24 protein-coding genes and 1 tRNA gene are annotated in these 23,990 nt (G+C 69.3%); 17 read left to right on the top strand and 8 right to left on the bottom strand.

Annotated elements, in window-relative coordinates; genetic code table 11:
• Positions 1 to 118 precede the first annotated feature (118 nt).
• On the top strand, positions 119 to 826 hold the full coding sequence (locus AC5677_RS14430) for an RDD family protein (RefSeq protein ID WP_497195445.1): 708 nt from the start codon (positions 119 to 121) through the stop codon (positions 824 to 826).
• A 44-nt stretch (positions 827 to 870) separates the two neighbouring features.
• On the opposite strand, the gene AC5677_RS14425 is transcribed toward AC5677_RS14430, so the two are convergent.
• On the bottom strand, positions 871 to 1,155 hold the full coding sequence (locus AC5677_RS14425) for a hypothetical protein (protein WP_497195444.1): 285 nt from the start codon (positions 1,153 to 1,155) through the stop codon (positions 871 to 873).
• A gap of 431 nt (positions 1,156 to 1,586) precedes the next feature.
• Between AC5677_RS14425 and AC5677_RS14420 the strand changes: the two genes are divergently transcribed.
• Positions 1,587 to 3,977, top strand: a complete 2,391-nt coding sequence (locus AC5677_RS14420) for an immune inhibitor A domain-containing protein (protein ID WP_497195443.1) — start codon at positions 1,587 to 1,589, stop codon at positions 3,975 to 3,977.
• Positions 3,978 to 4,092: 115 nt separating this feature from the next.
• On the top strand, positions 4,093 to 4,470 hold the full coding sequence (locus AC5677_RS14415; RefSeq protein ID WP_497195442.1) for a hypothetical protein: 378 nt from the start codon (positions 4,093 to 4,095) through the stop codon (positions 4,468 to 4,470).
• A gap of 46 nt (positions 4,471 to 4,516) precedes the next feature.
• Here AC5677_RS14415 and AC5677_RS14410 read toward each other — a convergent pair whose 3' ends face one another.
• Together AC5677_RS14410 and AC5677_RS14405 are read right to left on the bottom strand one after the other, a co-directional pair.
• Positions 4,517 to 5,113, bottom strand: a complete 597-nt coding sequence (locus AC5677_RS14410; protein ID WP_497195441.1) for an isochorismatase family protein — start codon at positions 5,111 to 5,113, stop codon at positions 4,517 to 4,519.
• A gap of 107 nt (positions 5,114 to 5,220) precedes the next feature.
• Positions 5,221 to 6,549, bottom strand: a complete 1,329-nt coding sequence (locus AC5677_RS14405) for a nicotinate phosphoribosyltransferase (RefSeq protein ID WP_497195440.1) — start codon at positions 6,547 to 6,549, stop codon at positions 5,221 to 5,223.
• A 108-nt stretch (positions 6,550 to 6,657) separates the two neighbouring features.
• Here AC5677_RS14405 and clpS point away from each other — a divergent pair, with 108 nt between their 5' ends.
• The 8 genes from clpS to AC5677_RS14365 all read left to right on the top strand — a co-directional run bounded on the left by clpS (position 6,658) and on the right by AC5677_RS14365 (position 12,834).
• The gene (gene clpS / locus AC5677_RS14400; protein ID WP_403510713.1) at positions 6,658 to 6,966 is read left to right on the top strand and encodes an ATP-dependent Clp protease adapter ClpS; all 309 of its coding nucleotides are present in this window, start codon (positions 6,658 to 6,660) and stop codon (positions 6,964 to 6,966) included.
• Entirely contained in the window at positions 6,966 to 7,556 is a 591-nt protein-coding gene (locus AC5677_RS14395) for a DUF2017 domain-containing protein (protein WP_497195439.1), read from the top strand. The genes clpS and AC5677_RS14395 overlap by 1 nt, the downstream gene beginning before the upstream one ends.
• A gap of 411 nt (positions 7,557 to 7,967) precedes the next feature.
• Positions 7,968 to 9,398, top strand: coding sequence for an amino acid permease (locus AC5677_RS14390; protein WP_497195438.1), 1,431 nt, complete (start codon positions 7,968 to 7,970; stop codon positions 9,396 to 9,398).
• A gap of 79 nt (positions 9,399 to 9,477) precedes the next feature.
• Complete coding sequence (locus AC5677_RS14385) at positions 9,478 to 9,903, top strand: M67 family metallopeptidase (protein ID WP_497195437.1); 426 nt, start codon at positions 9,478 to 9,480, stop codon at positions 9,901 to 9,903.
• 108 nt (positions 9,904 to 10,011) lie between these two features.
• Positions 10,012 to 10,188, top strand: coding sequence for a putative leader peptide (locus tag AC5677_RS14380; RefSeq protein WP_400061808.1), 177 nt, complete (start codon positions 10,012 to 10,014; stop codon positions 10,186 to 10,188).
• A 148-nt stretch (positions 10,189 to 10,336) separates the two neighbouring features.
• Positions 10,337 to 10,615, top strand: coding sequence for a MoaD/ThiS family protein (locus AC5677_RS14375; RefSeq protein WP_497195436.1), 279 nt, complete (start codon positions 10,337 to 10,339; stop codon positions 10,613 to 10,615).
• A gap of 3 nt (positions 10,616 to 10,618) precedes the next feature.
• Positions 10,619 to 11,569, top strand: a complete 951-nt coding sequence (locus AC5677_RS14370) for a PLP-dependent cysteine synthase family protein (protein ID WP_497195435.1) — start codon at positions 10,619 to 10,621, stop codon at positions 11,567 to 11,569.
• Positions 11,570 to 12,081: 512 nt separating this feature from the next.
• A complete protein-coding gene (locus AC5677_RS14365) occupies positions 12,082 to 12,834 on the top strand; it encodes an MBL fold metallo-hydrolase (protein ID WP_497195434.1) in 753 nt (250 codons plus the stop codon).
• 107 nt (positions 12,835 to 12,941) lie between these two features.
• Here the strand turns inward: AC5677_RS14365 and AC5677_RS14360 are convergent, their stop codons facing one another.
• Together AC5677_RS14360 and AC5677_RS14355 are read right to left on the bottom strand one after the other, a co-directional pair.
• Positions 12,942 to 14,306: a PTS transporter subunit EIIC gene (locus tag AC5677_RS14360; RefSeq protein ID WP_497195433.1), complete on the bottom strand. Its 1,365-nt coding sequence runs from the start codon at positions 14,304 to 14,306 to the stop codon at positions 12,942 to 12,944.
• Between the two features lie 230 nt (positions 14,307 to 14,536).
• A complete protein-coding gene (locus tag AC5677_RS14355) occupies positions 14,537 to 15,862 on the bottom strand; it encodes a PTS transporter subunit EIIC (protein WP_497196619.1) in 1,326 nt (441 codons plus the stop codon).
• Positions 15,863 to 16,107: 245 nt separating this feature from the next.
• Between AC5677_RS14355 and AC5677_RS14350 the strand changes: the two genes are divergently transcribed.
• The 4 genes from AC5677_RS14350 (at position 16,108) to rdgB (ending at position 18,447) form a co-directional block, all read left to right on the top strand.
• Positions 16,108 to 16,347, top strand: a complete 240-nt coding sequence (locus AC5677_RS14350; RefSeq protein ID WP_497195432.1) for a PTS sugar transporter subunit IIB — start codon at positions 16,108 to 16,110, stop codon at positions 16,345 to 16,347.
• 120 nt (positions 16,348 to 16,467) lie between these two features.
• Positions 16,468 to 17,199, top strand: a complete 732-nt coding sequence (gene rph / locus AC5677_RS14345) for a ribonuclease PH (protein ID WP_497195431.1) — start codon at positions 16,468 to 16,470, stop codon at positions 17,197 to 17,199.
• A 151-nt stretch (positions 17,200 to 17,350) separates the two neighbouring features.
• Positions 17,351 to 17,758 (top strand): hypothetical protein, encoded by a 408-nt coding sequence (locus AC5677_RS14340; protein ID WP_497195430.1) that lies wholly within the window; start codon positions 17,351 to 17,353, stop codon positions 17,756 to 17,758.
• Positions 17,759 to 17,811: 53 nt separating this feature from the next.
• Entirely contained in the window at positions 17,812 to 18,447 is a 636-nt protein-coding gene (gene rdgB, locus AC5677_RS14335) for an RdgB/HAM1 family non-canonical purine NTP pyrophosphatase (protein WP_497195429.1), read from the top strand.
• 69 nt (positions 18,448 to 18,516) lie between these two features.
• Here the strand turns inward: rdgB and AC5677_RS14330 are convergent.
• From AC5677_RS14330 to AC5677_RS14320, 3 genes are all read right to left on the bottom strand, one after another.
• Positions 18,517 to 18,591 (bottom strand) — tRNA-Leu (locus AC5677_RS14330).
• Positions 18,592 to 18,605: 14 nt separating this feature from the next.
• On the bottom strand, positions 18,606 to 19,472 hold the full coding sequence (locus AC5677_RS14325) for an HNH endonuclease (RefSeq protein ID WP_497195428.1): 867 nt from the start codon (positions 19,470 to 19,472) through the stop codon (positions 18,606 to 18,608).
• A 791-nt stretch (positions 19,473 to 20,263) separates the two neighbouring features.
• On the bottom strand, positions 20,264 to 21,799 hold the full coding sequence (locus AC5677_RS14320) for an MFS transporter (RefSeq protein WP_497195427.1): 1,536 nt from the start codon (positions 21,797 to 21,799) through the stop codon (positions 20,264 to 20,266).
• A gap of 372 nt (positions 21,800 to 22,171) precedes the next feature.
• On the opposite strand from AC5677_RS14320, the gene AC5677_RS14315 reads away from it, so the two are divergent.
• Both AC5677_RS14315 and AC5677_RS14310 read left to right on the top strand, forming a co-directional pair.
• Complete coding sequence (locus AC5677_RS14315; RefSeq protein ID WP_497195426.1) at positions 22,172 to 22,678, top strand: hypothetical protein; 507 nt, start codon at positions 22,172 to 22,174, stop codon at positions 22,676 to 22,678.
• Positions 22,678 to 23,985: a sensor histidine kinase gene (locus AC5677_RS14310; RefSeq protein ID WP_497196618.1), complete on the top strand. Its 1,308-nt coding sequence runs from the start codon at positions 22,678 to 22,680 to the stop codon at positions 23,983 to 23,985. The genes AC5677_RS14315 and AC5677_RS14310 overlap by 1 nt, the downstream gene beginning before the upstream one ends.
• The last annotated feature ends 5 nt before the right edge of the window (positions 23,986 to 23,990 follow it).

Raw genomic sequence — 23,990 nt, 5'->3', positions numbered from 1 at the left:
GGGCGTGTCCGGCGAACGGACGCGCCCCCGTGGCCCGTTTGAGGTCTGTTCGCCGAGGGCGTCCCCCGAACGGACTTCGCCGGATGCGGCGGGCCGCCCGAGGCGTTCGACTCGGGCCATGAGCAGCGATCAGCCTCCGGGCCCCGGCTCCGGTGAACCGCCGGAGAACGATCCGTTCCGGAAGAATCCACCTCCGCCGGCGTCGTCGGCGGCCGGCGGCGGTCCCGCCAACGGCTCCCCGCAGGCCGGTGGCCCCCCGCAGGGCGGTACGGGTGACGAGGGCGGCGGCCGGCAGTCCGGGCGGCCGTACTCCGAGAGCCCCTACGCCCAGAACCCCTACGGCGGCGATTACGGTGCGGCCGATCCGCTGGCCGGGATGCCGCCGCTGGCCAACCGCGGCCGCCGGCTGGTCGCGCGGATCATCGACGCGATCATCATCGGCGTACCGGTCACCGTGATCATGAACCTGATCGTCGGCTGGGTGAACTACACCAGCACCAGCAGCGTCGAGACCAGCAAGCAGGCCACCGTCTCGGGTGTGACGATGCTGGTGTATCTCCTCTACGAGGGGCTGATGCTCACCAGCCGCGGGCAGACCGTCGGCAAGATGGCGATGAAGATCCGGGTCGCGATGCTCTCGAACGGCGCGGTACCGGCCGGGCAGGCGGGCTGGATCCGGGCCGCGGTCTATACGCTGCCGGAGATCGTGCCGTGCTGCGGCTTCATCTTCTGGCTGGTCAACGTCCTGTGGTGCACCTGGGACAAGCCGTATCAGCAGTGTCTGCACGACAAGGCCGCCAAGACGGTGGTCGTCTCGACGGCCTGAGGAACGAACCGCCCGGGGCCGAGGGGCCCGCGGCTCGCGCGGCCTCAGCCCGAGTGCTCGTGGACCCGGGACTCGAAGGGGGCCGGCACCGCCCGCAACGGAGCGGGCGCGGCGGGCGACTTGCCCCGCCGGGCGGGGCGGCGGACCACCCGGGCGAACCCCGGCATCGGGACCGTCATGGCCACCAGGAGCCCGAGCCCGAGCCCGGCGATGGCGATGACCGCGACCCCGATACCCGTCTCCGTCTGCGAGAGCAGCAGCATCGCGAGGGTGGAGAGAAAAACGGTGGCCGAACCGTAGACGAGCTGGGTGGCGGTCGGACGAGGCATGGCGGAATCCGTCCTCGGAGGGTCGGCGGAGGGTGGAGGTCAAGGGCGCGCCATCACACGAGCCTACGGTCCTTATTGCCCGAGCGGAACGCGAGGTAAGCGTGACCTAACCCACGGGCCAGGAGCACGGGGGCGCACACAGGGGGTGGGAGTGCGACCGGGGAGGGACGGGAACAAGTGTCCGGCCTGACCGGGGCGGGGGCGCATGCCTGAGAGGCATATGCATCGACGAGTGGAGGGAGGCGGAAATGGCCGGAACGGCTCCCCGTACGGCGATACGGCCCGGCCGCCGCTCTGCGTCCGATAACCGCAACTCGCAAGCCGGTTAACGTACTTCCCTGAACATGACAAAGTCAAGATCTGTCTTTTTCACCGCGCTTCCGGTCGAATGCCGTCGAACAGTGACCGCTCGAAGGGGAGGAGAGCGCCAAGTGAGAGACCACAGAACGGTGTTCAGACCGGCCGCCCTGGCCACGGCAATCGCCGCGATCGGGGCGGCCGTTCTGTCGTCGGGGGTCGCCACGGCCGGCACACCGGCACCGTCACCCCGCGCCATCAGCCACGACCCGGCCCCCGAACGGGCCGTCGACCACGACCTCAAGGGCCCGTTCAGCGACAAGCAGGCGGCGCAGCGCAAGGACGCGCTGGAACAGGTCATCGCCGGCTCCGCGCACCTGACCGACCGCGGCGGCTCGAAGGTCGTCCGGCTCGACCGCGGCAAGTACGTGGAGCTGGCCCGGCAGAAGACCGACAAGATCTTCACGATCCTGGTGGACTTCGGTGACACGGTCGACAACACCACGATGTTCGACCCGGACGGCGACGGCCCCCTGCCGCCGGTGAAGAAATACGGCGGCGACCCCGGCCCGGCACACAACCGCATAGCCGAACCGGACCGCCGCAAGGACAACAGCACGGCCTGGCAGAAGGACTTCAGCCGCGGGCACTTCCAGGACCTCTACTTCTCGCACGACAAGAAGAAGCCGTCGCTGGCCCAGTACTACGAGAAGCAGTCCTCGGGCCGCTACTCCGTCGAGGGCGAGGTCTCCGACTGGGTCAAGGTCGACGCGAACGAGGCCCGATACGGCTCCAACTACTGCGGCCAGACCAACTGCTCCAACGCCTGGGACCTGATCCGCGACGGCGTCAACCAGTGGGTCAAGGACCAGCGCGCCAAGGGCCGTACCGACGCCGAGATCCGGACCGACCTGGCCAAGTACGACCAGTGGGACCGCTACGACCACGACCACGACGGCAACTTCAACGAGCCCGACGGCTATATCGACCACTTCCAGATCGTGCACGCCGGCGAGGACGAGTCGGCGGGCGGCGGCGCCCAGAAGACCAACGCCATCTGGGCGCACCGCTGGTACGCCTACGGCACCGACGCCGGCAAGAGCGGCCCGGACGGCAACAAGGCGGGCGGCACCCAGATCGGCGACACCGGCGTCTGGGTCGGCGACTACACCATGCAGCCGGAGAACGGCGGACTCGGCGTCTTCGCCCATGAGTACGGCCATGACCTGGGCCTGCCGGACGAGTACGACACCACCGGCACCGGCGAGTCCTCCGTGGACTTCTGGTCGCTGATGTCGGGCGGCTCCTGGCTGGGCACGGGCAAGAACGCCATCGGCAACCTGCCCGGCGACATGAGCGCCTGGGACAAGCTCCAGCTGGGCTGGCTCAACTACGACAAGGCCAAGGCCGCGACCAAGTCGTACCACCGGCTGGGCGTCGCCGAATACAACACCCGGCACAAGCAGGCGGTGGTCGTCGAACTGCCCGCCAAACCGGTCACGACCGAGATCGTCCAGCCCGTCGAAGGCACCCGCCAGTGGTGGAGCGGCATGGGCAACGACCTCAAGAACACCCTGACCCGGTCCGTGGACCTCACCGGCAAGTCCAAGGCGTTCTTCCACCTCAAGGGCTGGTGGGACATCGAAAAGGACTACGACTACCTCTACGCCGAGGTCTCCACCGACGGCGGCACCGACTGGACGCCCCTCGACGGCACCGCGAACGGCAAGCCCATCCCCCGCGACGGCAGCGACAAGCCCGCCCTGACCGGCACCGTCGGCGCCTACCAGGACCTCTTCTACCCGCTGGACGCCTACGCGGGGAAGAAGATCGACCTCCGCTTCCGCTACCAGACCGACGGCGGCGCGGCCCAGAAGGGCTTCGCGGCCGACACGCTCAGCGTGGTCGCCGACGGCGCGCCGCTGTTCACCGACAACGCCGAGGACGGCGACAACGGCTGGAGCGCCACCGGCTTTTCGCACGTCGGCGCGTCCTTCACCAAGGACTACCCGCAGTACTACATCGCCGAGAACCGCCAGTACGTGTCGTACGACAAGACCCTCAAGTCCGGCCCGTACAACTTCGGTTGGCTCACGGAGAAGCCGGGCTGGGTGGAGCACTTCCCGTACCAGAACGGCGTGCTGATCTGGCTCTGGGACACCTCGCAGCCCGACAACAACGTCGGCAAGCACCCCGGTTACGGGCAGATCCTTCCCGTCGACGCCCATCCCAAGGCCGAGAAGTGGGCCGACGGCAAGCTGATGCGCAACCGCTTCCAGTCCTACGACTCGACCTTCACCCGCTACCGCACGGATGCCCTCACCCTCCACAAGGACGGCAAGGTCACCAAGATCAAGTCCAAGCACGGAGTGACGGTCTTCGACGACCGGCACGGCGTCTACTACGACAAAGCGAACCCGACCGGCGGGGTCATCGTTCCTGACACCAACACCCGGATCCGGATCGCCAAGGAGGCCCACAACGGCTCCGTGGTGATCGTTGTGGTCGGCCCCGCAGGTAAGTAAACAATAAAACCGCAGGTCAGAGGCGAATCGGCCGTTACCCCTTGGCGGGTGGCGGCCGTTCGCGTTTAGATGCGTCTACGAGTTCCTTGTTGACGAGAAGTCTCACGGGGGAGATATGACATTGACCGGCGGCGGCTTCATCAGGCTTCCTGGCGGAAGCGTGGTGGTCGCCCTCTCGCTGCCCAGACCGCCCCACGGCGCGCGCTCGGGCCCCTACGACTGCGGCTGCCGCGTCCGGGTCCTGGTCCACGCCGCCAACCGCCAGCGCGCCCTGACCAGGCTGCGCAACCACGGACTGCGGGCCGTCTACCTGCGCGGCAATTCCGAACCACCGACGCCGGACGAGGTGACGGCCGTACTGCACCACCCGGATGGCCTGGTCTGGCGCGAGACGCCGGACGACGACACCGAGTCCTGGCACCCGATACGGGCCCTCCTGAGGGCCCCGGTGGCCCCAGTGGCGCCGGCGGCGCCGGTGCGGGCGGCCGGCTGAGCTCTCCGGGCGGCGCGGCCGGCACCGGCCCCGCCGCCCGCGGCGCTCAGCCGCCGACGACCACCGGCTTCCCGGTCAGCTCCGCGCCCGCCGCCCGCAGCTCCTCCAGCGCCCGCTCGGTGGTCGTCGCGGCCACCCCCGCGGTCAGATCCAGCAGGACACGGGTGCGCAGCCCGGCGCGCAGCGCGTCCAGGGCGGTGGCCCGGACGCAGTGGTCGGTGGCGATGCCGACCACATCGACCTCGGTGACCGCGCGCTCGCGCAGCCAGTCCGCCAGCGAGGTGCCGTTCTCGTCCGAGCCCTCGAAGCCGCTGTACGCGCCGGAATAGGCGCCCTTGTCGAAGACCGCGTCGACCGCGCCCGAGGCGACGGCCGGCGCGAAGTTCGGGTGGAAACTGCTGCCCTCGGTGCCCGCGACGCAGTGCACCGGCCAGGTGTGCTCGTAATCCGGGGTCCGGGAGAAATGGTCCCCCGGGTCTATGTGGTGGTCCCGGCTCGCCACCACATGGCGGTAGCAGCCGCCGGCCGCCTGGCCCACCAGATCGGTGATGGCCGCCGCGACGTCCGCACCTCCCGCCACCGCGAGGCTGCCGCCCTCACAGAAGTCGTTCTGTATGTCGACGACGATCAATGCCCGGTGCATGGTGCGTGCCTTCCGGCTGGGAATCGGGGAGGGGCGCGGAACGGTGATGTGACCGAGGGTAGCCACTCGACGCCGAATGCGGGAGTGGCTGACCGCGACCCTGTGGGTCAGACGTACTCGGTGGGCAGCACGGGTTCGCCGCGGGAGAGCTGCATCGCCGAGAGCGGCAGTGCGGCGCGGGCGGCGATATGCCGTGCGCGGGCGGCGTCCAGCGGCTCCCGGGCCACCACCTCGCCCCCACGCACCAGCGGCACCAGCAGCTCGTGCCCGCCGAGCTCGTCCGGCACCGGCCCGGTGCCGATGACCTCCGCCTCCGCCACCCCCTCCTCGTCCGGCCGCCGGGCCGCCCACTTCCGGCCGCCCACGGAGGTCTTGCCGCCCATCGACTTCTTCGCCACCGGCCGCAGCGGGGCATCGGGCGCATCGCTGTCGGCGCGCGCGACGAGCTTGTAGACCATCGAACAGGTCGGGTGGCCGCTGCCGGTCACCAGCTGGGTGCCGACGCCGTACGCGTCCACCGGCGCGGCGGCCAGCGAGGCGATGGCGTACTCGTCCAGATCGCTGGTCACCACGATCTTGGTCTCCTTGGCGCCCAGCTCGTCCAGCTGGTGGCGCACCCGGTGGGCGACCAGCAGCAGGTCCCCGGAGTCGATGCGTACGGCGCCGAGGCCGGGCCCCGCCACCTCCACGGCCGTACGGACCGCCTCGGCGACGTCGAAGGTGTCCACCAGCAGCGTCGTGCCCTGGCCCAGGGTGTCCACCTGGGCGGTGAAGGCGTCGCGTTCGGTGTCGTGCAGCAGGGTGAAGGCGTGCGCGCTGGTGCCGACGGTGGGGATGTTGTAGCGGAAGCCGGCCGCCAGGTCGGAGGTGGCGTGGAAGCCGCCGATGTACGCGGCGCGGGAGGCGGCCACCGCCGACAGCTCGTGCGTGCGGCGGGCACCCATCTCCATCAGCGGCCGGTCGCCGGCCGCCACCGCCATCCGGGACGCCGCCGCGGCCACCGCCGAGTCGTGGTTGAGGATCGAGAGGATCACCGTCTCCAGCAGCACCGCCTCGGCGAAGGTGCCCTCGACCCGCATGATCGGGGAGCCGGGGAAGTAGACCTCGCCCTCCGGGTAGCCCCAGATGTCGCCGCGGAAGCGGTAGTCGGCCAGCCAGGCGAGTGTCGGCTCGTCCAGGATGCGGCGGTCGCGCAGAAAGCCGAGGATGGTCTCGTCGAAGCGGAAATTCTCCACCGCGTCCAGTACGCGGCCGGTGCCGGCGACCACGCCGTAGCGGCGGCCCTCGGGCAGCCGGCGGGTGAAGACCTCGAAGACGGAGCGCCGGTCCCCGGTCCCGGACCGCAACGCCGCCTGCAGCATGGTGAGTTCGTACTGGTCGGTGAAGAGCGCAGTCGACGGCACGGCCACCGGCAGCCCCAGGTCTGCTGTGTTCATGGGAGCGATGCTACCCCCAATACTCGTCACATTGACGATTTCGGTGGCGGGCTCCCATCGCGACCCGCGCGAGGGGCGTTTGTGCGCCGGGAGCCCTCGGGTGGCAGCATGGGGCGTGTGAGTGTCCCAGTGGAGATCGAGCGTCCCGAGTCGAGCGAGGCACCGTTCGAGGTTCCCGAACCCGATGTCCCGTGGGTGACGATCGTTCACAACGATCCCGTGAACCTCATGAGCTACGTCTCCTACGTCTTCCAGTCGTACTTCGGCTACTCCAAGGACAAGGCCCATCAGCTGATGCTCGACGTTCACCACAAGGGCCGCGCGGTCGTCTCCAGCGGCAGCCGCGAGGAAATGGAGCGCGACGTGCAGGCCATGCACGGCTACGGCCTGTGGGCGACCCTTCAGCAGGACCGCTGATGGCCGGCCACTTCGAGCCCCTGCCCGACGGCGGAGCCGCCGTCGCCCTCGACGAGGTCGAGATCTCCATCCTGCGCAGCCTCGCCGTCCAGCTGATGGAACTGATCGGCCCGGGGGAGGAGAGCGGCGAGGCCGACGACCCGCTCGCCGCCATCTTCAACGACGGCCCCAGCGAACCGCCCGCCGATCCGGTCCTGGCCCGCCTCTTCCCCGACGCCTACGGCGGCCCCGACCTCGTCCCCGACGACGACGTCCGCGCCGCGGCCGCCGAATTCCGCCGCTACACCGAGAACGACCTGCGCGCCCGCAAGCGCGAGGACGCCCTCGCGCTGGTCCGCGCGCTGGACGCGCTGAGCCCCGGCATCGACCAGGGCGCCGTGCTGCGCCTGAAGCCCGACGAGTGCCGCCAGTGGCTCGGCGCCCTCAACGACCTCCGGCTCGCCATCGGCACCCGCCTGGAGGTCACCGACGAGGAGGACGGCGGCGAACTGCTCCGGCTGCCCGACACCGATCCGCGCAAGCCGATGGTGATGGCCTACCTCTGGCTCGGCGGTCTGCAGGAGACCCTCGTCGAGTCCTTGATGGGCTGACGGGCGTCGAAGGGGCGTCGGCGGGAGCGTCCCCGGCGCTCTCCCGGCGTTCTTCGTACCCTCTCCGGACCTTCTTCGGGCCTTCTTCGGGCCTTCTTCGCGGGGGCGGCGGACGTTCGCCGAGTGTTCGCTCAGCGGAACCTCAAGTCCGGATAACGATCGCGTCACCGCACCCACATGCTTTGTTGATTCACGTGACCTTTGTCCTAGTTTTCCTGTGGTATGGCTCTCCGTGCCTCTAGTTGATCTCCGTACGACCGTGATAAATCTTCACGACCTGCCGTGAGTGACGCCACCCCTGTCGCTGCGGGAGCGCTTAGCCGGCCGACCGTCGGCGTGCAGGAACTCCATCCGGGGGGTCGGGACCCGACCCGGACAGACCGGGTCGGAATGGAGAAAGGCGCACCACTCATGACCTCTGTGCAGGTCGACACGCAGCACGACGGCAACGAGGCCGCTGGAACCGAACCCGAAGAGGGCTATCAGCGGGGTCTGGGAAACCGCCAGATCCAGATGATCGCCATTGGTGGCGCCATCGGTACCGGCCTGTTCCTCGGCGCGGGCAAGGCCATCTCCATGGCCGGGCCGAGCATCATCCTGGCCTACGCCATCGTCGGGCTGGTCATCTTCTTCATCATGCGGGCCCTGGGCGAACTGCTCATGTACCGGCCCGTCTCCGGTTCCTTCTCCGAGTACGGCCGCGAATTCCTCGGCCCGTTCATCGGCTTCGTGACGGGCTGGACGTACTGGCTTTTCTGGGTCGTCACCGGCATCACGGAAGTGACCGCCGCGGCCACCTATGTGCAGTACTGGAACGAGGGCATACCGCAATGGGCCTCGGCACTCGTCTTCACGTGTGCGCTCTTCGGTATCAACCTGATCTCCGTGAAGATCTTCGGTGAGCTGGAATTCTGGTTCTCGATGGTCAAGGTCACCGCGATCATCGGCATGATCCTGATCGGCCTCGGCGTGATCACCCTCGGCTTCTCCAACGCCGGTGACACCGCCTCCTTCACCAACCTGTGGTCCCACGGCGGCTTCTTCCCCAAGGGCATCGGCGGCACGCTGATGACGCTGCAGATCGTGATGTTCGCCTTCCTCGCCGTCGAGCTCGTCGGCGTCACCGCGGGCGAGGCGACCAACCCCAAGAAGGTCCTGCCCCAGGCGATCAACACCGTGCCGTGGCGGATCGGCCTCTTCTACATCGGCGCGCTGATCATCATCCTGTCCGTCGTCAGCTGGACGGTCTTCAAGCCGGGCGTCAGCCCCTTCGTCGCCGCCTTCCAGCAGATCGGCCTGCCCGCCGGTGCCGGCATCGTCAACTTCGTCGTGCTGACCGCCGCGCTCTCCTCGGCCAACTCCGGCATGTACTCCACCGGCCGGATGCTGCGCGACCTCGCGCTCAACGGCCAGGGCCCGAAGTTCTTCACCAAGCTGAGCAAGAACGGCCTGCCCACCTGGGGCACCGGCGTCTCGGTCGCGATGATGCTGTTCGGCGTCTACATCAACTACCAGTGGCCCGGTGAAGCGTTCAACTACGTCGTCTCCTTCGCCACCATCTCCGGTATGTGGGCCTGGATCGTCATCCTGCTCTCGCAGCTGCGCTACCGCGCCAAGGCCAATCGCGGCGAGCTGCCGGAGTCCGGGTTCAAGGCGCCCGGCAGCCCCTACACCTCGGTCTTCGCCCTGGCCTTCATCGCCATGGTGATCGTGATGATGGGCGTCGACCCGGACGCCCGGGTCTCGCTCTACGCGGCGCCCGTCTGGGCGCTCATCCTGGGCGTCGGCTACCTGAGCATCAAGCGCCGGGAGTCGGCGGCCGGCCTCGCCAAGAAGGACTGACCTCCCAGCCGGTCCAGCATGCGGGCCCGTGCGTACCACCCCTCGGTACGCGCGGGCCCGCATGCCTATTCTTGGCCCCATGCTGACCCTCACCAAGGCCCTTTTCGACCAGATCGTCGAGCACGCCCGCCAGGATCACCCCGACGAGGCCTGCGGCGTCGTCGCGGGCCCGGCCGGCAGCGGCCGCCCCGAGCGGTTCATCCCGATGCTGAACGCCGCCCGCTCGCCCACCTTCTACGAATTCGACTCCTCCGACCTGCTCAAGCTCTACCGCGAGATGGACGACCGGGACGAGGAGCCGGTGATCATCTACCACTCGCACACCGCCACCGAGGCCTACCCGTCCCGGACGGACATCTCGTACGCCAACGAGCCCGGCGCCCACTACGTCCTGGTCTCCACCGCCGACACCGACGACGCCGGACCCTTCCAGTTCCGCTCCTTCCGGATCGTCGACGGCCAGGTCACCGAGGAAGAGGTCGAGGTCGTCGCGGCGTACTCCTGACCGTCCGACCGGCCCCGCTCATGATCGCGTCCCACCTGGCGTACACCGACCGTCCGCATCATGGGACGAGGTTCCAATACCCGGACCGGGAATCGATACGATGACCGCATGGTTGACCACGACGTGAGCGAGAAGAAGAGGCCGGGCATGCTGCTGCTCGCTCCGCTCGCCACGCGTCGCTCCGCATCCGCCCTGCTGGGCGCGTTCGGCTGCGGAGCCGCACGGCTGCACGTCGATCTGTGCCGCCTTTCCAGCGCCATCTGTCCGCGCTGCGCCGCCGCCTGACCCGGCCCCGCCGGGCGCGCGGCGCGCACCGCCCGCCGCTCCCGCACCTCCCGCGTCACCCGACGCCCCCGGCACGCCGTACGGCCCCAGCGCCGCCCTGCATCCGGACGCACCGCACCCGCCACTCCACTCCCACAGGAGCACTCCCATGGCCATCGAGGTCCGAATCCCGACCATCCTGCGCACCTACACCGACGGCGAGAAGGCCGTCGAGGGCAGCGGCGCGACCCTCGCCGACCTCTTCACCGACCTGGAGACCCGGCACGCCGGCATCCGCGAGCGCCTGGTCGACGGCGAGCAGCTGCGCCGCTTCGTGAACGTCTACCTCAACGACGAGGACGTCCGCTTCCTCGAAGGCATCTCCACCAAGCTGGCCGACGGCGACAGCGTCACGATCCTCCCGGCCGTGGCCGGCGGAATGGTCTGAGACGTGCGGTACGACTCCCCGCTGGCGGCGGTCGGGAACACCCCTCTCGTCCGCCTGCCGCGCCTCTCGCCCTCCGACGACGTCCGCATCTGGGCCAAGCTGGAGGACCGCAACCCCACGGGCTCGGTCAAGGACCGCCCCGCGCTGCACATGATCGAACAGGCCGAGAAGGACGGCCGGCTCACCCCCGGCTGCACGATCCTCGAGCCCACCAGCGGCAACACCGGCATCTCGCTCGCCATGGCGGCCAAGCTCAAGGGCTACCGCATGGTGTGCGTCATGCCGGAGAACACCTCCTCCGAGCGCCGCGAACTGCTCGCCATGTGGGGAGCCGAGATCATCTCCTCGCCCGCGGCCGGCGGCTCCAACACCGCCGTCCGCGTCGCCAAGGAACTCGCCGCCGAGCACCCCGACTGGGTGATGCTCTACCAGTACGGCAACCCCGACAACGCCGGTGCGCACTACGCCACCACCGGCCCCGAGATCCTCGCCGACCTGCCCTCCGTCACCCACTTCGTGGCGGGCCTGGGCACCACCGGCACCCTGATGGGCGTCGGCCGCTATCTGCGCGAGCAGGTCCCCGGCGTCCAGATCGTCGCCGCCGAGCCCCGCTACGACGACGTCGTCTACGGTCTGCGCAACCTCGACGAGGGCTTCATCCCCGAGCTCTACGACGAGACCGTCCTGACCACCCGCTTCTCGGTCGGCTCCGAGGACGCGGTCCGCCGCACCCGCGAACTCCTCGCCGAGGAAGGCATCTTCGCGGGCATCTCCACGGGCGCGGCGCTGCATGCCGCGATCGGCGTCGCCAAGAAGGCGGTGAAGGCGGGGGAGAGCGCCGACATCGTCTTCGTCGTCGCCGACGGCGGCTGGAAGTACCTCTCGACCGGCGTCTACACCGCCGAGTCGACGGAGGCGGCGATCGCCACCCTGCACGGCCAGCTCTGGGCCTAGGCCCGCACGTACGACCGGTTCCGGCCGGACCCCGCCGCCGTGGCCCCGCGCCACGGCGGCGACGCATTTCCGGGGCCGCGCCGCAACGGCTGCCGACCCCCGCGGTGGTGGAGGGGCGGCCTCCCCGACGGGCGCCCCGCGCCCCCGCGCCCCACGGCACCGCACATACGTTCCGGCACCGCACCGCGAGCCACCGCACGCCCCGCGCGTCCGGCGGAATCGAAGACGGGGAAAAGCCGGACGTACGGCCCCACCCGGACTGGTGATTCCGCCCACAGCTCGCCCCGCTGGAGGCGCCACAGGACCTTTTGCGCCTTACGCTCGTGGGCACCGCACAGACCGTTCAAGACCTGTCAGGCACCGGCAAGGACCCGCCGAGACACCCCGCATGGAGCCTTCCCCACGCTCTCAACGGCTCCCCCAAGCTCTCGACCTCGTGTGAGCAGGGGGAACCCCATGAGGAGGGGGGACCTCCATCCCGCCGCCCTCAGCCCACGGAGGTTCACGCCCGCATGAAGCTCACTGTCGTCGGATGCTCGGGGTCGTTCCCTTCCACGGAATCGGCCTGCTCGAGCTACCTCGTGGAGGCCGACGGCTTCAGGCTGCTCATCGACATGGGCAATGGCGCCCTCGGCGAGATGCAGCGCCACATCGGTCTCTACGACCTGGACGCCATACTCCTGTCGCATCTGCACGCGGACCACTGCATCGACCTCTGCGGCTATTTCGTGGTGCGCTACTACCGTCCGGACGGCGGCCGTTGCGCGCCGCTCCCGGTCTACGGCCCGGTCGGCACCGAGCGCCGGCTGACCGTCGCCCACGCCGATCTGCCGTACGACGGGGCGATGAGCGAGGTCTTCGACTTCCGCACGCTCGAGCCCGGCACGCAGACCATCGGGCCGTTCATGATCCGTACGGAACGGGTCAGCCACCCCGTGGAGGCGTTCGGCTTCCGTATCGAACACGAGGGCCGGTCCCTGACGTACTCCGGCGACACCGGGCCCTGCGAGGCGCTGGACACCCTCGCCGCGGGCACCGACTTCTTCCTGTGCGAGGCGTCCTTCACGCACGGCAAGGAAGACATTCCGAACCTGCACCTCAACGGCCGGGAGGCCGGCGAACACGCCCGCCGGGCCGGCGCCGGCCGCCTGGTGCTGACCCATATCCCGCCGTGGACCGACCCGGACATCAGCATCCGCGACGCGCAGAAGGTCTACGACGGCCCGGTCGAGGTGGCCAAGGCGGGCGCGACGTACGAGATCTGAAGGCGCGCGGCCGGGGCTGGTAGCTCTACGGCCCACCGCGTCCCGGGAACGCCGACGGCCTCCCCGCTGCTGTGCGGGGAGGCCGTCGCGCTGTCCGTGGTCCGGGGCTACTTGGCCACGGCCGGCTGGTCCTTGGCTGCCGGGTCCTTGGTCTGCTGGTCCTTGGCCGGCTCGGGCTCGGCCTGCTCGGCCTTGAACTTGGTCCTGGACTTGGCCCGCTCGGGCTCGGGCAGCTCCTCGTCGGGTTCGCGGCCCGGTGTGGGGAGGTTGAACTTGGTGATGGCGAAGCGGAAGACCGCGTAGTAGAGGGCGCCGAAGCAGAGCCCCACCAGCGCCAGCATCCAGGGCTTGGACGCGATGCCCAGGTTGAGCAGGAAGTCGATGGCGCCGGCCGAGAAGCCGAAGCCGTCCTTCATGCCCAGGGCCCAGGTCAGCGCCATCGACACACCGGTGAGCACCGCATGGATCGCGTACAGCACCGGCGCGATGAACATGAAGGTGAACTCGATCGGCTCGGTGACGCCGGTGACGAAGGCCGTCATGGCGAGGGAGAGCATCATGCCGCCGACGACCTTGCGGCGTTCCGGGCGGGCGCAGTGCGTGATCGCGAGGCAGGCCGCGGGCAGCGCGAACATCATGATCGGGAAGAAGCCGGTGGTGAACTGCCCGGCGCTCGGGTCGCCGGCCAGGAAGCGGGCGATGTCGCCGTGCTTGCCGTGGAAGTCGCCGGCCTGGAGCCAGGGGAAGGAGTTCAGCAGGTGGTGCATGCCGACCGGGATCAGCGCGCGGTTGGCGACACCGAAGATGCCGGCGCCCACGGCGCCCGAGCCGACCAGCCACTCGCCGAAGTTGTGCAGTCCGGCGCCGAGCACCGGCCAGATGTAGCCGAAGACGATGCCGATGACCAGGCCGGCGAACGAGGCGAGGATCGGGACGAGCCTGCGGCCGCTGAAGAAGCCGAGCCAGTCGGGGAGCTTCTTGCGGCTGTAACGCTGATACAGGAGGGCGACCACGATGCCGATCACGACGCCGCCGAGCACACCCGCGTTCACCGGCGGTGCGACATGGACTATCTTCCCGTCGACCACCTGGTCGACCTTGGGCAGATTGCCGTCGGTGAAGGTGCCCAGCACCTTGCTGAAGACCAGGTAGCCGACCACGGCGGCCAGCGCGGTGGAGCCGTCCGCCTTCTTGGCGAACCCGATGGCGATACCCACGGCGAACAGCAGCGGCATGTTGTCGAGCAGGGCGCCGCCGCCCGCCGCCATGAATCCCGCGAGCTTGTTCAGGAAGCCCGGGAACGACTCCCGGCCGAGCATGTCGGGCTGGCCCAGGCGGACCATCAGCGCGGCGGCGGGCAGCGTGGCGATCGGCAGCATGAGGCTGCGGCCGATCCGCTGCCCCACTGCCATGACGCTGGAGCCGCGCCCCTTCTTGCCGGGGGCCGCCTTCGCGGCAGTGTCCGAACTCATCGGATTCCTCCTGGTGAGGCGGGCACTCGGAAGAGGGGGACGGCCCGCTGAAAATGTGGTCTACCCTTGGCTTTTGACCCCACCCTGGTCTACACCACTGGTGGTTTAGACCATTCTTAGCACGCCGTCCCGGCACAACGGAATCCGTCGTTCCCAGTGGTGTGGACCACAAGGCGACGGCCCCCGGGTCCGAAGACCCGAGGACCGCCTCGTACGGCGCGTTCCGCCGCCTACTTGATGTTCTCCGCCTCCATGGCGTCCCCCACCTCGTCCGGCTCGCGGCCCGGCGTCGGCAGATCGAATTTCGTGATCACGAAGCGGAAGACGACGTAATACACGACCGCGAAACACGCCCCGATCGGAATGATCAGCCAGGGCTTGGTCGCCAGCCCCCAGTTGATGACGTAATCGATCAGCCCCGCCGAGAAACTGAAGCTGTCGTGCACGCCCAGCGCCCAGCTCACCGCCATCGACACACCGGTCAGCAGCGCATGGAGCACGTACAGCACCGGCGCGACGAAGAGGAACGAATACTCGATGGGCTCGGTGATGCCGGTCACGAAAGAGGTCAGCCCGACCGACAGCATCATTCCGGCGATCTCTTTACGGCGATGCGGCTTGGCGCAGTGCGCGATGGCCAGCCCCGCCGCCGGCAGCGCGAACATCATGATCGGGAAAAACCCCGTGGTGAACTGACCCGCGGTCGGATCGCCCGCGAAGAACCGGCCGATGTCACCATGCACGACCGTGCCGTCCGGCTCCGTATAACTGCCGAACTGGAACCACATGAAGGTGTTCAGGAACTGGTGCAGCCCGATCACCAGCAGCGCACGGTTGGCGACACCGAAAAGCCCCGAGCCCAGCCAGTCCAGATCCGTCAGCCATTTGCTGAAGCCGGTCAGCGCGTCACCGATCGGCGGCCAGATCCACAGGCACACCACCGCGAAGGCCAGGCCGATGAAGGCCATCACGATCGGCACCAGCCGGCGCCCGTTGAAGAAGCCCAGCCAGTCGACCAGCCTCACCCGGTGCAGCCGCTGCCAGAACCAGGCGGCGAGAAAGCCCATGACGATGCCGCCGAAAACCCCCGGATTCTGGAACGTCGCCTGCGTGGCGGTCCCGCCCTTCTCGACGCACACCCCGCCCCACGGCCCCGCCTGCGCAAAGGTCTGCCCCGGGGCGCAGATCACCGGGAACTGGTGCAGCACCGAGAAATAGACGAGAAAGCCCGCCACCGCGGCCAGCGCCGTCGAGCCGTCCGCCTTCTTCGCCATACCGATCGCGACGCCGATGCAGAACAGCAGCGGCAGCCCCAGCCCCGAATCCAGCAGCGCACCGCCCGCCCCCGCGAACACCTTGGCGACGTTGTCCCAGCCCAGGCCCTTGTCGCCGAAGACATCCGGCTGGCCGAGCCGGTTGAGGATGCCCGCGGCGGGCAGCACGGCAATCGGCAACTGGAGGCTGCGGCCCAGCTTCTGCATGCCCTGGAAGACGGCCGACGCCCGCGATTTCGCCGGTCTCTTCCTCGGCGCCGCCGCCGCTGCGTCCGAACTCATCCGCTTCCTCCCTTCGGCCCGTCCACCACCGCCGGGCGCTTGCCGCATACTGGTGGTGTAGACCACTTGGGGTACGCGTCGGTGCCGCCCGCACGCACTCCGGTGATCGCCATCCTTCGCCAGATGGCACACAACCGCCCACAGAGTTGGGCTGAACGTGCACAGCTGCACACAGACGCCTCATCTGCGTGCATTACGGTGGAAAAACCGCTCGGCGGAGCCGCCGGCGGCCGAGACAAGCAGGAGTGGACATGGCCAGCAAGGCTGAGAAGATCGTCGCCGGGCTCGGCGGACTCGACAACATCGAAGAGGTCGAGGGCTGCATCACCCGCCTCCGCACCGAAGTCGTCGACGCCGACCTGGTCGACGAGGCCGCCCTCAAGGCCGCCGGCGCCCACGGCGTCGTCAAGATGGGCACCGCGATCCAGGTCGTCATCGGCACCGACGCCGACCCCATCGCCGCCGAGATCGAAGACATGATGTGAGCTGAGCCCACGGCTCACCACGGCTCACCACCGCGCACCGGCGCGCGACGCAGGGCCCCGTACCGGCCGCCTCACCGCCACCGGAACGGGGCCCCGCGCACAACCGCTAGGCTCATCGCCATGTCTCGCATCGACGGCCGCACCCCCGAACAGCTCCGCCCGGTCACCATCGAACGCGGCTGGAGCAAGCACGCCGAAGGATCCGTCCTGATCTCCTTCGGCGACACCAAGGTCTTCTGCACCGCCTCCGTCACCGAAGGCGTCCCGCGCTGGCGCAAGGGCAGCGGCGAAGGCTGGGTCACCGCCGAGTACTCGATGCTGCCCCGCTCCACCAACACCCGCGGCGACCGCGAATCCGTACGCGGCAAGATCGGCGGCCGCACCCACGAGATCTCCCGCCTCATCGGCCGCTCCCTCCGCGCGGTCATCGACTTCAAGGCCCTCGGCGAGAACACCATCGTCCTCGACTGCGACGTCCTCCAGGCCGACGGCGGCACCCGCACCGCCGCCATCACCGGCGCCTACGTCGCCCTCGCCGACGCCATCACCTGGGCCCAGGGCAAGAAGCTCATCAAGCACGGCCGCCAGCCCCTGACCGGCACCGTCTCCGCCGTCAGCGTCGGCATCGTGGGCGGCCTCCCCCTCCTCGACCTCTGCTATGAGGAAGACGTCCGCGCCGACACCGACATGAACGTCGTCTGCACCGGCGACGGCCGCTTCGTCGAGGTCCAGGGCACCGCCGAGGCCGAACCCTTCGCCCGCGACGAACTCAACGCCCTCCTCGACCTCGCCGTCACCGGCTGCAAGGACCTGGACGCCGCACAGCGGGAGGCGCTGGCGCGGACCCTCTGAACGGGACCGCTGCCGGGCTGCAACGGGGCACCCCTCGCCCTCGCCCGCCCTTCCCACCCATTTCCGGACGTTCCTGGCGCCCCGTCAACCAAAGCGGGGCGCCAAGCGTTTCTCCCATTACCCGCTCATGACTCAAGGGAGGACCCGTCCCATGTCCCCGCGCACGCCCCGCCGCCCCCGCCCCGCCCTCACCGCCCTCGCCGCGCTGACCGTCGCCACCCTCGCGATACCGCTGCTCTCCGCCTGCGACGCGGTCAACAAGGCCATGGACTGCGGCCGCACCGCCACCGCCGTCGTCGACGCCGTCGACAAGCTCCAGCAGGCCGTGGGGAACTCCCTCGACGACCCCCAGAAGGCCGAGCAGGCCCTCGACGACATCGACCAGAACCTCAAGAAGGTCAGGGACTCGTCGAGCGACCCCGACCTCTCCGCCGCCATCGACAAGATGAACACCGGCATCAAGAACGCCCGCAAGGACATCAAGAACACCAAGGCCCCGGACATCCAGCCCATCACCGACGCGGCGGGCGACATGACCAAGATCTGCACACCGGGCTGACCACCCCACCACCCCGGGACAACCACACCCGCACCCCGGGATAATCACTCCCCATGCAGCCTCAAACCGGCGGGCACCCCGCATCCCGCACCCGCCTCATCCTCGCCACCCGCAACGCCGGCAAGATCACCGAACTCCGGGCCATCCTGGCCGCCGCCGACCTCGACGTGGAACTCGTCGGGGCCGACGCGTACCCCGACGTCCCCGACGTCAAGGAAACCGGCGTCACCTTCGCCGAGAACGCCCTCCTCAAGGCCCACGCCCTGGCCCAGGCCACCGGCCACCCGGCCGTCGCCGACGACTCCGGCCTCTGCGTCGACGTCCTCGGCGGCGCCCCGGGCATCTTCTCCGCCCGCTGGGCCGGCCGCCACGGCGACGACCAGGCCAACCTCGACCTCCTGCTGGCCCAGCTCGGCGACATCTCCGACGCCCACCGCGCCGCCCACTTCGCCTGCGCCGCGGCCCTCGCCCTCCCCGACGGCACCGAACGAGTCGTCGAGGGCACCCTCGAAGGCACCCTCCGCCACGCCCCCTCGGGCACCGGCGGCTTCGGCTACGACCCCGTCCTCCAGCCGCTGGGCGAGACCCGCACCTGCGCCGAACTGACCGCCGACGAGAAGAACGCGATCAGCCATCGGGGGAAGGCGTTCCGGGCGTTGGTGCCGGTGGTTCGGGAGTTGTTGGGCTGACGTTGTGGCCGCGCCGTAGGCACGGAAACGGCCTCCCTCGTCCGATGACGGGGAGGCCGTACGCAGAGGTGGGCCCGGTCGGACTCGAACCGACGACACACCGGACCTAAACCGGCGCCCTCTAGCCAGCTGGGGTACGGGCCCGCGCGCCGCCTACTTTACTGTGCCCGAACGCGCCCCTGCGGGGGGATGGACGGACGTGCTGACCGGCCGGAGAAATTCCCGGTCTGGCTGTGACAAGAGGGGCACAGATAACGCAGATTCTCCCGCCTGTTGTCGAGCCGGTCGCCATTGATGTGATCGATCTCCAGGACGAGTCGTTTGCCCTGCCAGGAGTCCCCGAGGCCGCACTCTGCGCACTGATGAGGCACGCCCTTCTCATGGAGAGCGCGGCGCAGCAGTGCGGTCTTTTCCCGCCGAGCGCCGGGCGGCAGCCGTCGCAGGATGTCGTCGGCCGACTTGCGGTGCGGAGAGGGCAGACCGCGCCCGTGCCCCTGGCCGGTGAAATGCGTGGTGGACAGCCCGTAGGCCGCGATGCTGCGCTGCACGGCGCTCCGGGACGTGCTCGTCCCGGCTTGCCCGAGGCGCCGGAGGACTTCGGCGACGCTCCGCGAGGTGGCGACGAGGGGCGCCAATTCCGCGTGCGCGAGCAACTGAGCGCCGTTTCTGTGGCCTGTGAAGTGTGAGGTGTCGATGCCGAATTGGCGAAGTCTCTTGCTGAGGTGGCTGTAGGCGCTGTCGTACGGCGGAACCTCCATGTAGTCCAGCATGTCGCGAATGCTGTGGGACTGGGCGGCGGCTTCTCTCAGCAGCGCTTCGGTATAGGAACGCGGCCGGCTTTGCGGTAGCGGCTCGTCCGCGAAATGCGTGGTGTCGATGCCGTAGTGCTTCAGCCGGGCGCCTACATACCGATAGGGACCGCTGCCCAGCGGCGCGTCGAGTCGGCGCAGCAGGTCGACCAGACTGCTGGATGCGGCTGCTGCACGGGTGAGCAGATCACGGGGGTAGGAGGCGCGCCGGACCATATCGGACCCGTCACCTCCGCCGCGGCCTGCGGCCGCGGTACGTGTCCGTGACGGCGTGGCAGTTGGGGCACAGCAGTCGTAAGTTGTCGGGGCGGTTGTCCCACCACTCGCCATTGCGATGGTCGACTTCGAGGCGTAGCGGTCTGCCGTTCCATTCCGTGCCCGTGTGACACATCGCGCACCGCTCTGGAACCCCTCGCCGCAGTAATTCCCGGCACAAGCGCTCTCCTCCGACACGGCCATCGGCCGGTGACCCCAGAACAAGTCGATGCTGCGTGGCGACCTTGGGCCGCAGGCTGGGCGTGGCGGTGAAATGGGAGGTGTCCAGGTCCAGTTTGGCGATCCGTCGGCCGACGTGCGCCTGATTCCCGCCCACCGGGCTGATGCCGAGACGCCGCACGACCTCGGCGACGCTGTATGAGCAGGCGACCAGTTCACGGAGCCTGGCATTCGTATGGCGTACGCCGCACGGCTCGAAGTGAGAGGTGTCGATTCCTTCCGCGGCCATCCTGGCGCGTACATACCGCCGCCGCCCCGGCGTCGCCGCCCCGCCGAGCCACCGCACCGCTTCGTCGTACGACGATGATGCGCGCGCGGCCTCCGTGAGCTGCGCGCGGGTGTATTTGACCGGCATGATTCCCCCGTTCCGTGAACCGAGCCCACCCCCGCGGGCTCCCGAACACATCAACGATCGAACATCGAGCCGGTTACGCCGGTTACGCCAGAAACTGGGAAAGGGGACGGGGCCCCGGGGCGGAAAACCCCAGGGCCCCCTCAGCCCCAGCCGTCTCTCAGAACCGCGGTTCCGCCGACTGGGCCTCGATCATTTCGACGGCCTCTTCCTTGGTGGCCACCGAAGGCGGCGAGCCCTCCAGGGGCTGCTGGGCCGTTTCCTTCATGCAGGCCACGGCGATGACGCCCACCAGGGCGGCGCCCATCGTGTAGTAGGCGGGGACCATGACGTTCTTGTCGAAGGCGTCCATCAGCGCGGTGATCACCAGGGGGGTGGTGCCGCCGAAGAGGGATACGGCGAGGTTGTAGCCGATGGAGAGGGAGCCGTAGCGGACGTTGGTGGGGAAGAGGGCCGGGAGGGCGGCGGACATGGTGCCCAGGAGGCAGACGAGGGAGAGGCCGAGGAGGGCCATGCCGCCGATGACCGAGGGGACGCTGCCCTGTTTGACCAGGAGGAACGCGGGGATGGCGGTGATGAAGAAGCCGAGCATGCCGGTCATGAGGAGGGGCTTGCGGCCGTAGCGGTCGTTGAGTTTGCCGATGGTGCTGAGGATGCACATCAGCACGATCATCGTGCCGAGGAGGATCAGCAGGCCGTGCGATTCCTTGTATTTGAGGGTTTCGGTCAAATACGTCGGCATGTAGGAGAGCAGCATGTAGTCGGTGATGTTGTAGGCACCGACCAGGGCGATACAGAGGATGAGCGTGGGCCACTGCTCGGCGAAGATTTCGCTCAGCTTTTTCTTCGGGGCGTTTTCGGAGAGGTGGGAGAATTCCGATTCCGCCTCGACGACGGAGCCCGTTGCGGAGTGGGTCTGGGAGGCCTCCAGCTTCTGGAAGGCCGGGGTCTCGTCGAGCTTGACCCGGAGGTAGAGGCCGACCAGGCCCAGCGGGCCGGCGATCAGGAACGGCAGGCGCCAGCCCCAGGAGGACATGGCGTCGGAGCCCAGGACGGTGTTCAGGAGCAGAACGATGCCGGCCGCTCCCGTGTAGCCGATGAGGGTGCCCATTTCCAGGAAGCTGCCGAAATAGCCGCGCTTTTTGTCGGGGGCGTATTCGGCGATGAAGGTGGAGGCGCCGCCGTATTCGCCGCCGGTGGAGAAGCCCTGGACGAGGCGGAAGAGGATGAGCAGGGCCGGGGACCAGAAGCCGATGGTGGCGTAGGAGGGGATGAGGCCGATGCAGAGGGTGCCCAGCGCCATCATGATCATGGTGAGGGCCAGGACCTTCTTGCGGCCGATGCGGTCGCCGAGCGGGCCGAAGTAGGCGCCGCCGAGGGGTCGTACGAGAAAGGCCACGGCGAAGGTCGCGAAGGAGGACAGCAGGCTCGTCGTGTCGCTGCCGCCGGGGAAGAAGACCTTGCCGATGGTGACCGCGAGATAGCTGTAGATCCCGAAGTCGAACCATTCCATGGCGTTACCGAGCGCGGCCGCCTTCACGGCGCGCTTGACCACCTTTTCGTCGGTGATGGTGATATCGGTGCGCCGCAGCTTGGGGTTCTTGCGCCGGGCGATGGCGCGGAAGAGGACGCGGTGCCGGCGGAGCGCCTCTTTGTCCTCGAATGGTTGTTCCGCTGCGGTGCTCCCGTTGGCCACGAGGCGGTCCTCTCGGTCGGTCGGCGCGTGATGCGCGGTGGGGAATGACGACAGATACGACAGGTGCGCCTGCGCAGTGGAGCGCGGGTCCAAACCACTCTGGCCGAAATCAGTGGGATTCGCGATGCGGGTCAGATGGGTCAGGTGGGTCAGGAGCGTCGGACGGGTCGGGTGGGCCGGGTGCACGGTCGGTGGGGTCGTTGGAGCGTTCGAGTCATCAGGTTGTGCGGGGGTGAGGGGAACGTGGCGGTCCGGAAACCGCTCTTCCGTAGCGTGAGGCGCTTATCTGTGGGGTCGGATCGGGTCGGGCTTCCGGCGCGCCGCGTGTTTGCTGGTGGGGGTACGGGGCGCGAGCCCCGGGAGGAGAACGTGATGACCGAGCGCGCAGGGTCCCTCTGGGCTCGTGGGCGTACCGCTGTGCCGGCGTTCGTCCTGGTGACGGCGCTGGCGGCCGCCGGGGTGTGGTGCAGCCGGTCCGCCGGCCACGCGTCGGCGGTGGACACGGCGCCGAAGACCGCGGCGGTGCAGGACGTCAAGGAGGACGTCCAGGAGTCCGGCGGTCTGCCGGGGGTGCGGGACTGCGGGATCGGGTCTCCGGCGGTCAAGCCGCCGGTCATCACGCTGGCCTGCGCGGATGCGGGGATGGTGGCGACCGCGATCACCTGGGACCGGTACGGCCCCGGTGAGGCGGAGGGCACCGGTGTGGTGCAGGTGGGGGAGAAGGCCGCGAGGGTAGCGACGGATTCCGGGTTCCCGGCGACCTTCCGGCTCTACGGCGTCAAGACCATCCACGGGGCGCGGGCCTTCACGGAGCTCGAGGTGACGTACGAGGGCTCGACGCCGTTCGGCGACATGACGGAGAAGTACGACCTCGCGTGATGGGCATTCGAGGCCGGATCGCTCTGGCCATTTCCTGTGTGACGGCGCTGGCTGTGGTGGTGCTCGGGTTCGCCGTGCACCACATAGCGGAGGCGGAGCGGGAACGGTCCGCGCGGGCCTTTCAGGACGCCCGGCTCAGTTCGGCGCTGCAGCTCTACGAGCGGGACGGGACGCTGGCGCTCGGCGCGCGGCTGGACGATGCGAACGTGCCGTTGCCGCTGCGCGAGGCGGTGTTCAAGAACCGGTCGGGGACGTATGTCAGCGGCGGTGAGGATCCGCGGGTGTGGGCGGCGACCGGCGTCGGTGACGGCGGCGGGAACCGTCCGGCGCGGTCGTTGTCGGTGTCGGCGGTGTTTCCGGACGACGATCCGGTGCTGCTGGCGCTGGACCGGGCGCTGCTGATCGCGGGGTGCGGCACGGTCACGCTGATGGCGGTGGTGTCGTGGTTCGTGGCGCAGCGGCTGTCGCGGCGGCTGCGGCTGAGCGCGGCGGCGGCGCGGCGGATCGCGGCGGGTGCGCCGCCGGATGCGGATGCGCTGGCCAGCAAGGGCCGGGACGAGGTGGCGGAACTGGGCCGCAGCGTTCATCACATGGCGATGTCGTTGGCGGCGCGGGTGGAGGCGGAGCGGGAGTTCACCGCGGATGTGGCGCATGAGCTGCGCACTCCGGTGGCCGGGCTGGTGGCGGCGGCGGGGTTGCTGCCGCAGCCGCGGGCGGTGGAGTTGGTGCAGGACCGGGCGCAGGCGATGCGGCGGCTGGTCGAGGACCTGCTGGAGGTGTCGCGGCTGGACTCGGGGGTGGAGCGGGCGGATCTGGACGCCTGTGAGTTGCCGTCACTGGTGCGCGGGATCGTCCGGCGGGCGCAGCGGCAGTGGGGTGTCGACGAGGTGTCGGTGGCCGTCGAGGGCGAACCGCGGATCGTGGAGACGGACCGGCGTCGGGTGGAGCGGGTGCTGGTGAATCTGCTGGCGAACGCGGCGAAGCACGGGAAGCCGCCGATCGAGGTGGTGGTGGAGGGCACGCGGATCGTGGTGCGGGATCACGGTCCCGGGTATCCGGCGGAGTTGTGCGCGGAGGGGCCGCGGCGGTTCCGTACGGCGGCGCCGGAGCGGGGCACGGGGCACGGTCTGGGGCTGACGATCGCGGCGGGGCAGGCGGATGTGCTGGGGGCGCGGCTGGACTTCGGCGCCGCCGCGGAGGGCGGCGCCGAAGCGGTGCTGGAGTTGCCGGACCGTACGGCGGCGGTGCCCGGTGTCGGTGTTCCGCATGCGGCAACCGGCGACGGCTCCTGCCCCGGGCGACCGTGATGCGG

Source organism: Streptomyces sp. JLSY215 (genome assembly GCF_059682825.1).
This window is presented reverse-complemented; position numbering and strand designations above follow the sequence as displayed.

Coding starts and splice junctions, on each gene's coding strand:
- AC5677_RS14430 (WP_497195445.1), top strand. CDS start 119: ATGAGCAGCGATCAGCCTCCGGGCCCCGGCTCCGGTGAACCGCCGGAG.
- AC5677_RS14425 (WP_497195444.1), bottom strand. CDS start 1,155: ATGCCTCGTCCGACCGCCACCCAGCTCGTCTACGGTTCGGCCACCGTT.
- AC5677_RS14415 (WP_497195442.1), top strand. CDS start 4,093: ATGACATTGACCGGCGGCGGCTTCATCAGGCTTCCTGGCGGAAGCGTG.
- AC5677_RS14410 (WP_497195441.1), bottom strand. CDS start 5,113: ATGCACCGGGCATTGATCGTCGTCGACATACAGAACGACTTCTGTGAG.
- AC5677_RS14405 (WP_497195440.1), bottom strand. CDS start 6,549: ATGAACACAGCAGACCTGGGGCTGCCGGTGGCCGTGCCGTCGACTGCG.
- clpS (WP_403510713.1), top strand. CDS start 6,658: ATGGGGCGTGTGAGTGTCCCAGTGGAGATCGAGCGTCCCGAGTCGAGC.
- AC5677_RS14395 (WP_497195439.1), top strand. CDS start 6,966: ATGGCCGGCCACTTCGAGCCCCTGCCCGACGGCGGAGCCGCCGTCGCC.
- AC5677_RS14390 (WP_497195438.1), top strand. CDS start 7,968: ATGACCTCTGTGCAGGTCGACACGCAGCACGACGGCAACGAGGCCGCT.
- AC5677_RS14385 (WP_497195437.1), top strand. CDS start 9,478: ATGCTGACCCTCACCAAGGCCCTTTTCGACCAGATCGTCGAGCACGCC.
- AC5677_RS14380 (WP_400061808.1), top strand. CDS start 10,012: ATGGTTGACCACGACGTGAGCGAGAAGAAGAGGCCGGGCATGCTGCTG.
- AC5677_RS14375 (WP_497195436.1), top strand. CDS start 10,337: ATGGCCATCGAGGTCCGAATCCCGACCATCCTGCGCACCTACACCGAC.
- AC5677_RS14365 (WP_497195434.1), top strand. CDS start 12,082: ATGAAGCTCACTGTCGTCGGATGCTCGGGGTCGTTCCCTTCCACGGAA.
- AC5677_RS14360 (WP_497195433.1), bottom strand. CDS start 14,306: ATGAGTTCGGACACTGCCGCGAAGGCGGCCCCCGGCAAGAAGGGGCGC.
- AC5677_RS14355 (WP_497196619.1), bottom strand. CDS start 15,862: ATGAGTTCGGACGCAGCGGCGGCGGCGCCGAGGAAGAGACCGGCGAAA.
- rph (WP_497195431.1), top strand. CDS start 16,468: ATGTCTCGCATCGACGGCCGCACCCCCGAACAGCTCCGCCCGGTCACC.
- AC5677_RS14340 (WP_497195430.1), top strand. CDS start 17,351: ATGTCCCCGCGCACGCCCCGCCGCCCCCGCCCCGCCCTCACCGCCCTC.
- rdgB (WP_497195429.1), top strand. CDS start 17,812: ATGCAGCCTCAAACCGGCGGGCACCCCGCATCCCGCACCCGCCTCATC.
- AC5677_RS14325 (WP_497195428.1), bottom strand. CDS start 19,472: ATGGTCCGGCGCGCCTCCTACCCCCGTGATCTGCTCACCCGTGCAGCA.
- AC5677_RS14315 (WP_497195426.1), top strand. CDS start 22,172: ATGACCGAGCGCGCAGGGTCCCTCTGGGCTCGTGGGCGTACCGCTGTG.
- AC5677_RS14310 (WP_497196618.1), top strand. CDS start 22,678: ATGGGCATTCGAGGCCGGATCGCTCTGGCCATTTCCTGTGTGACGGCG.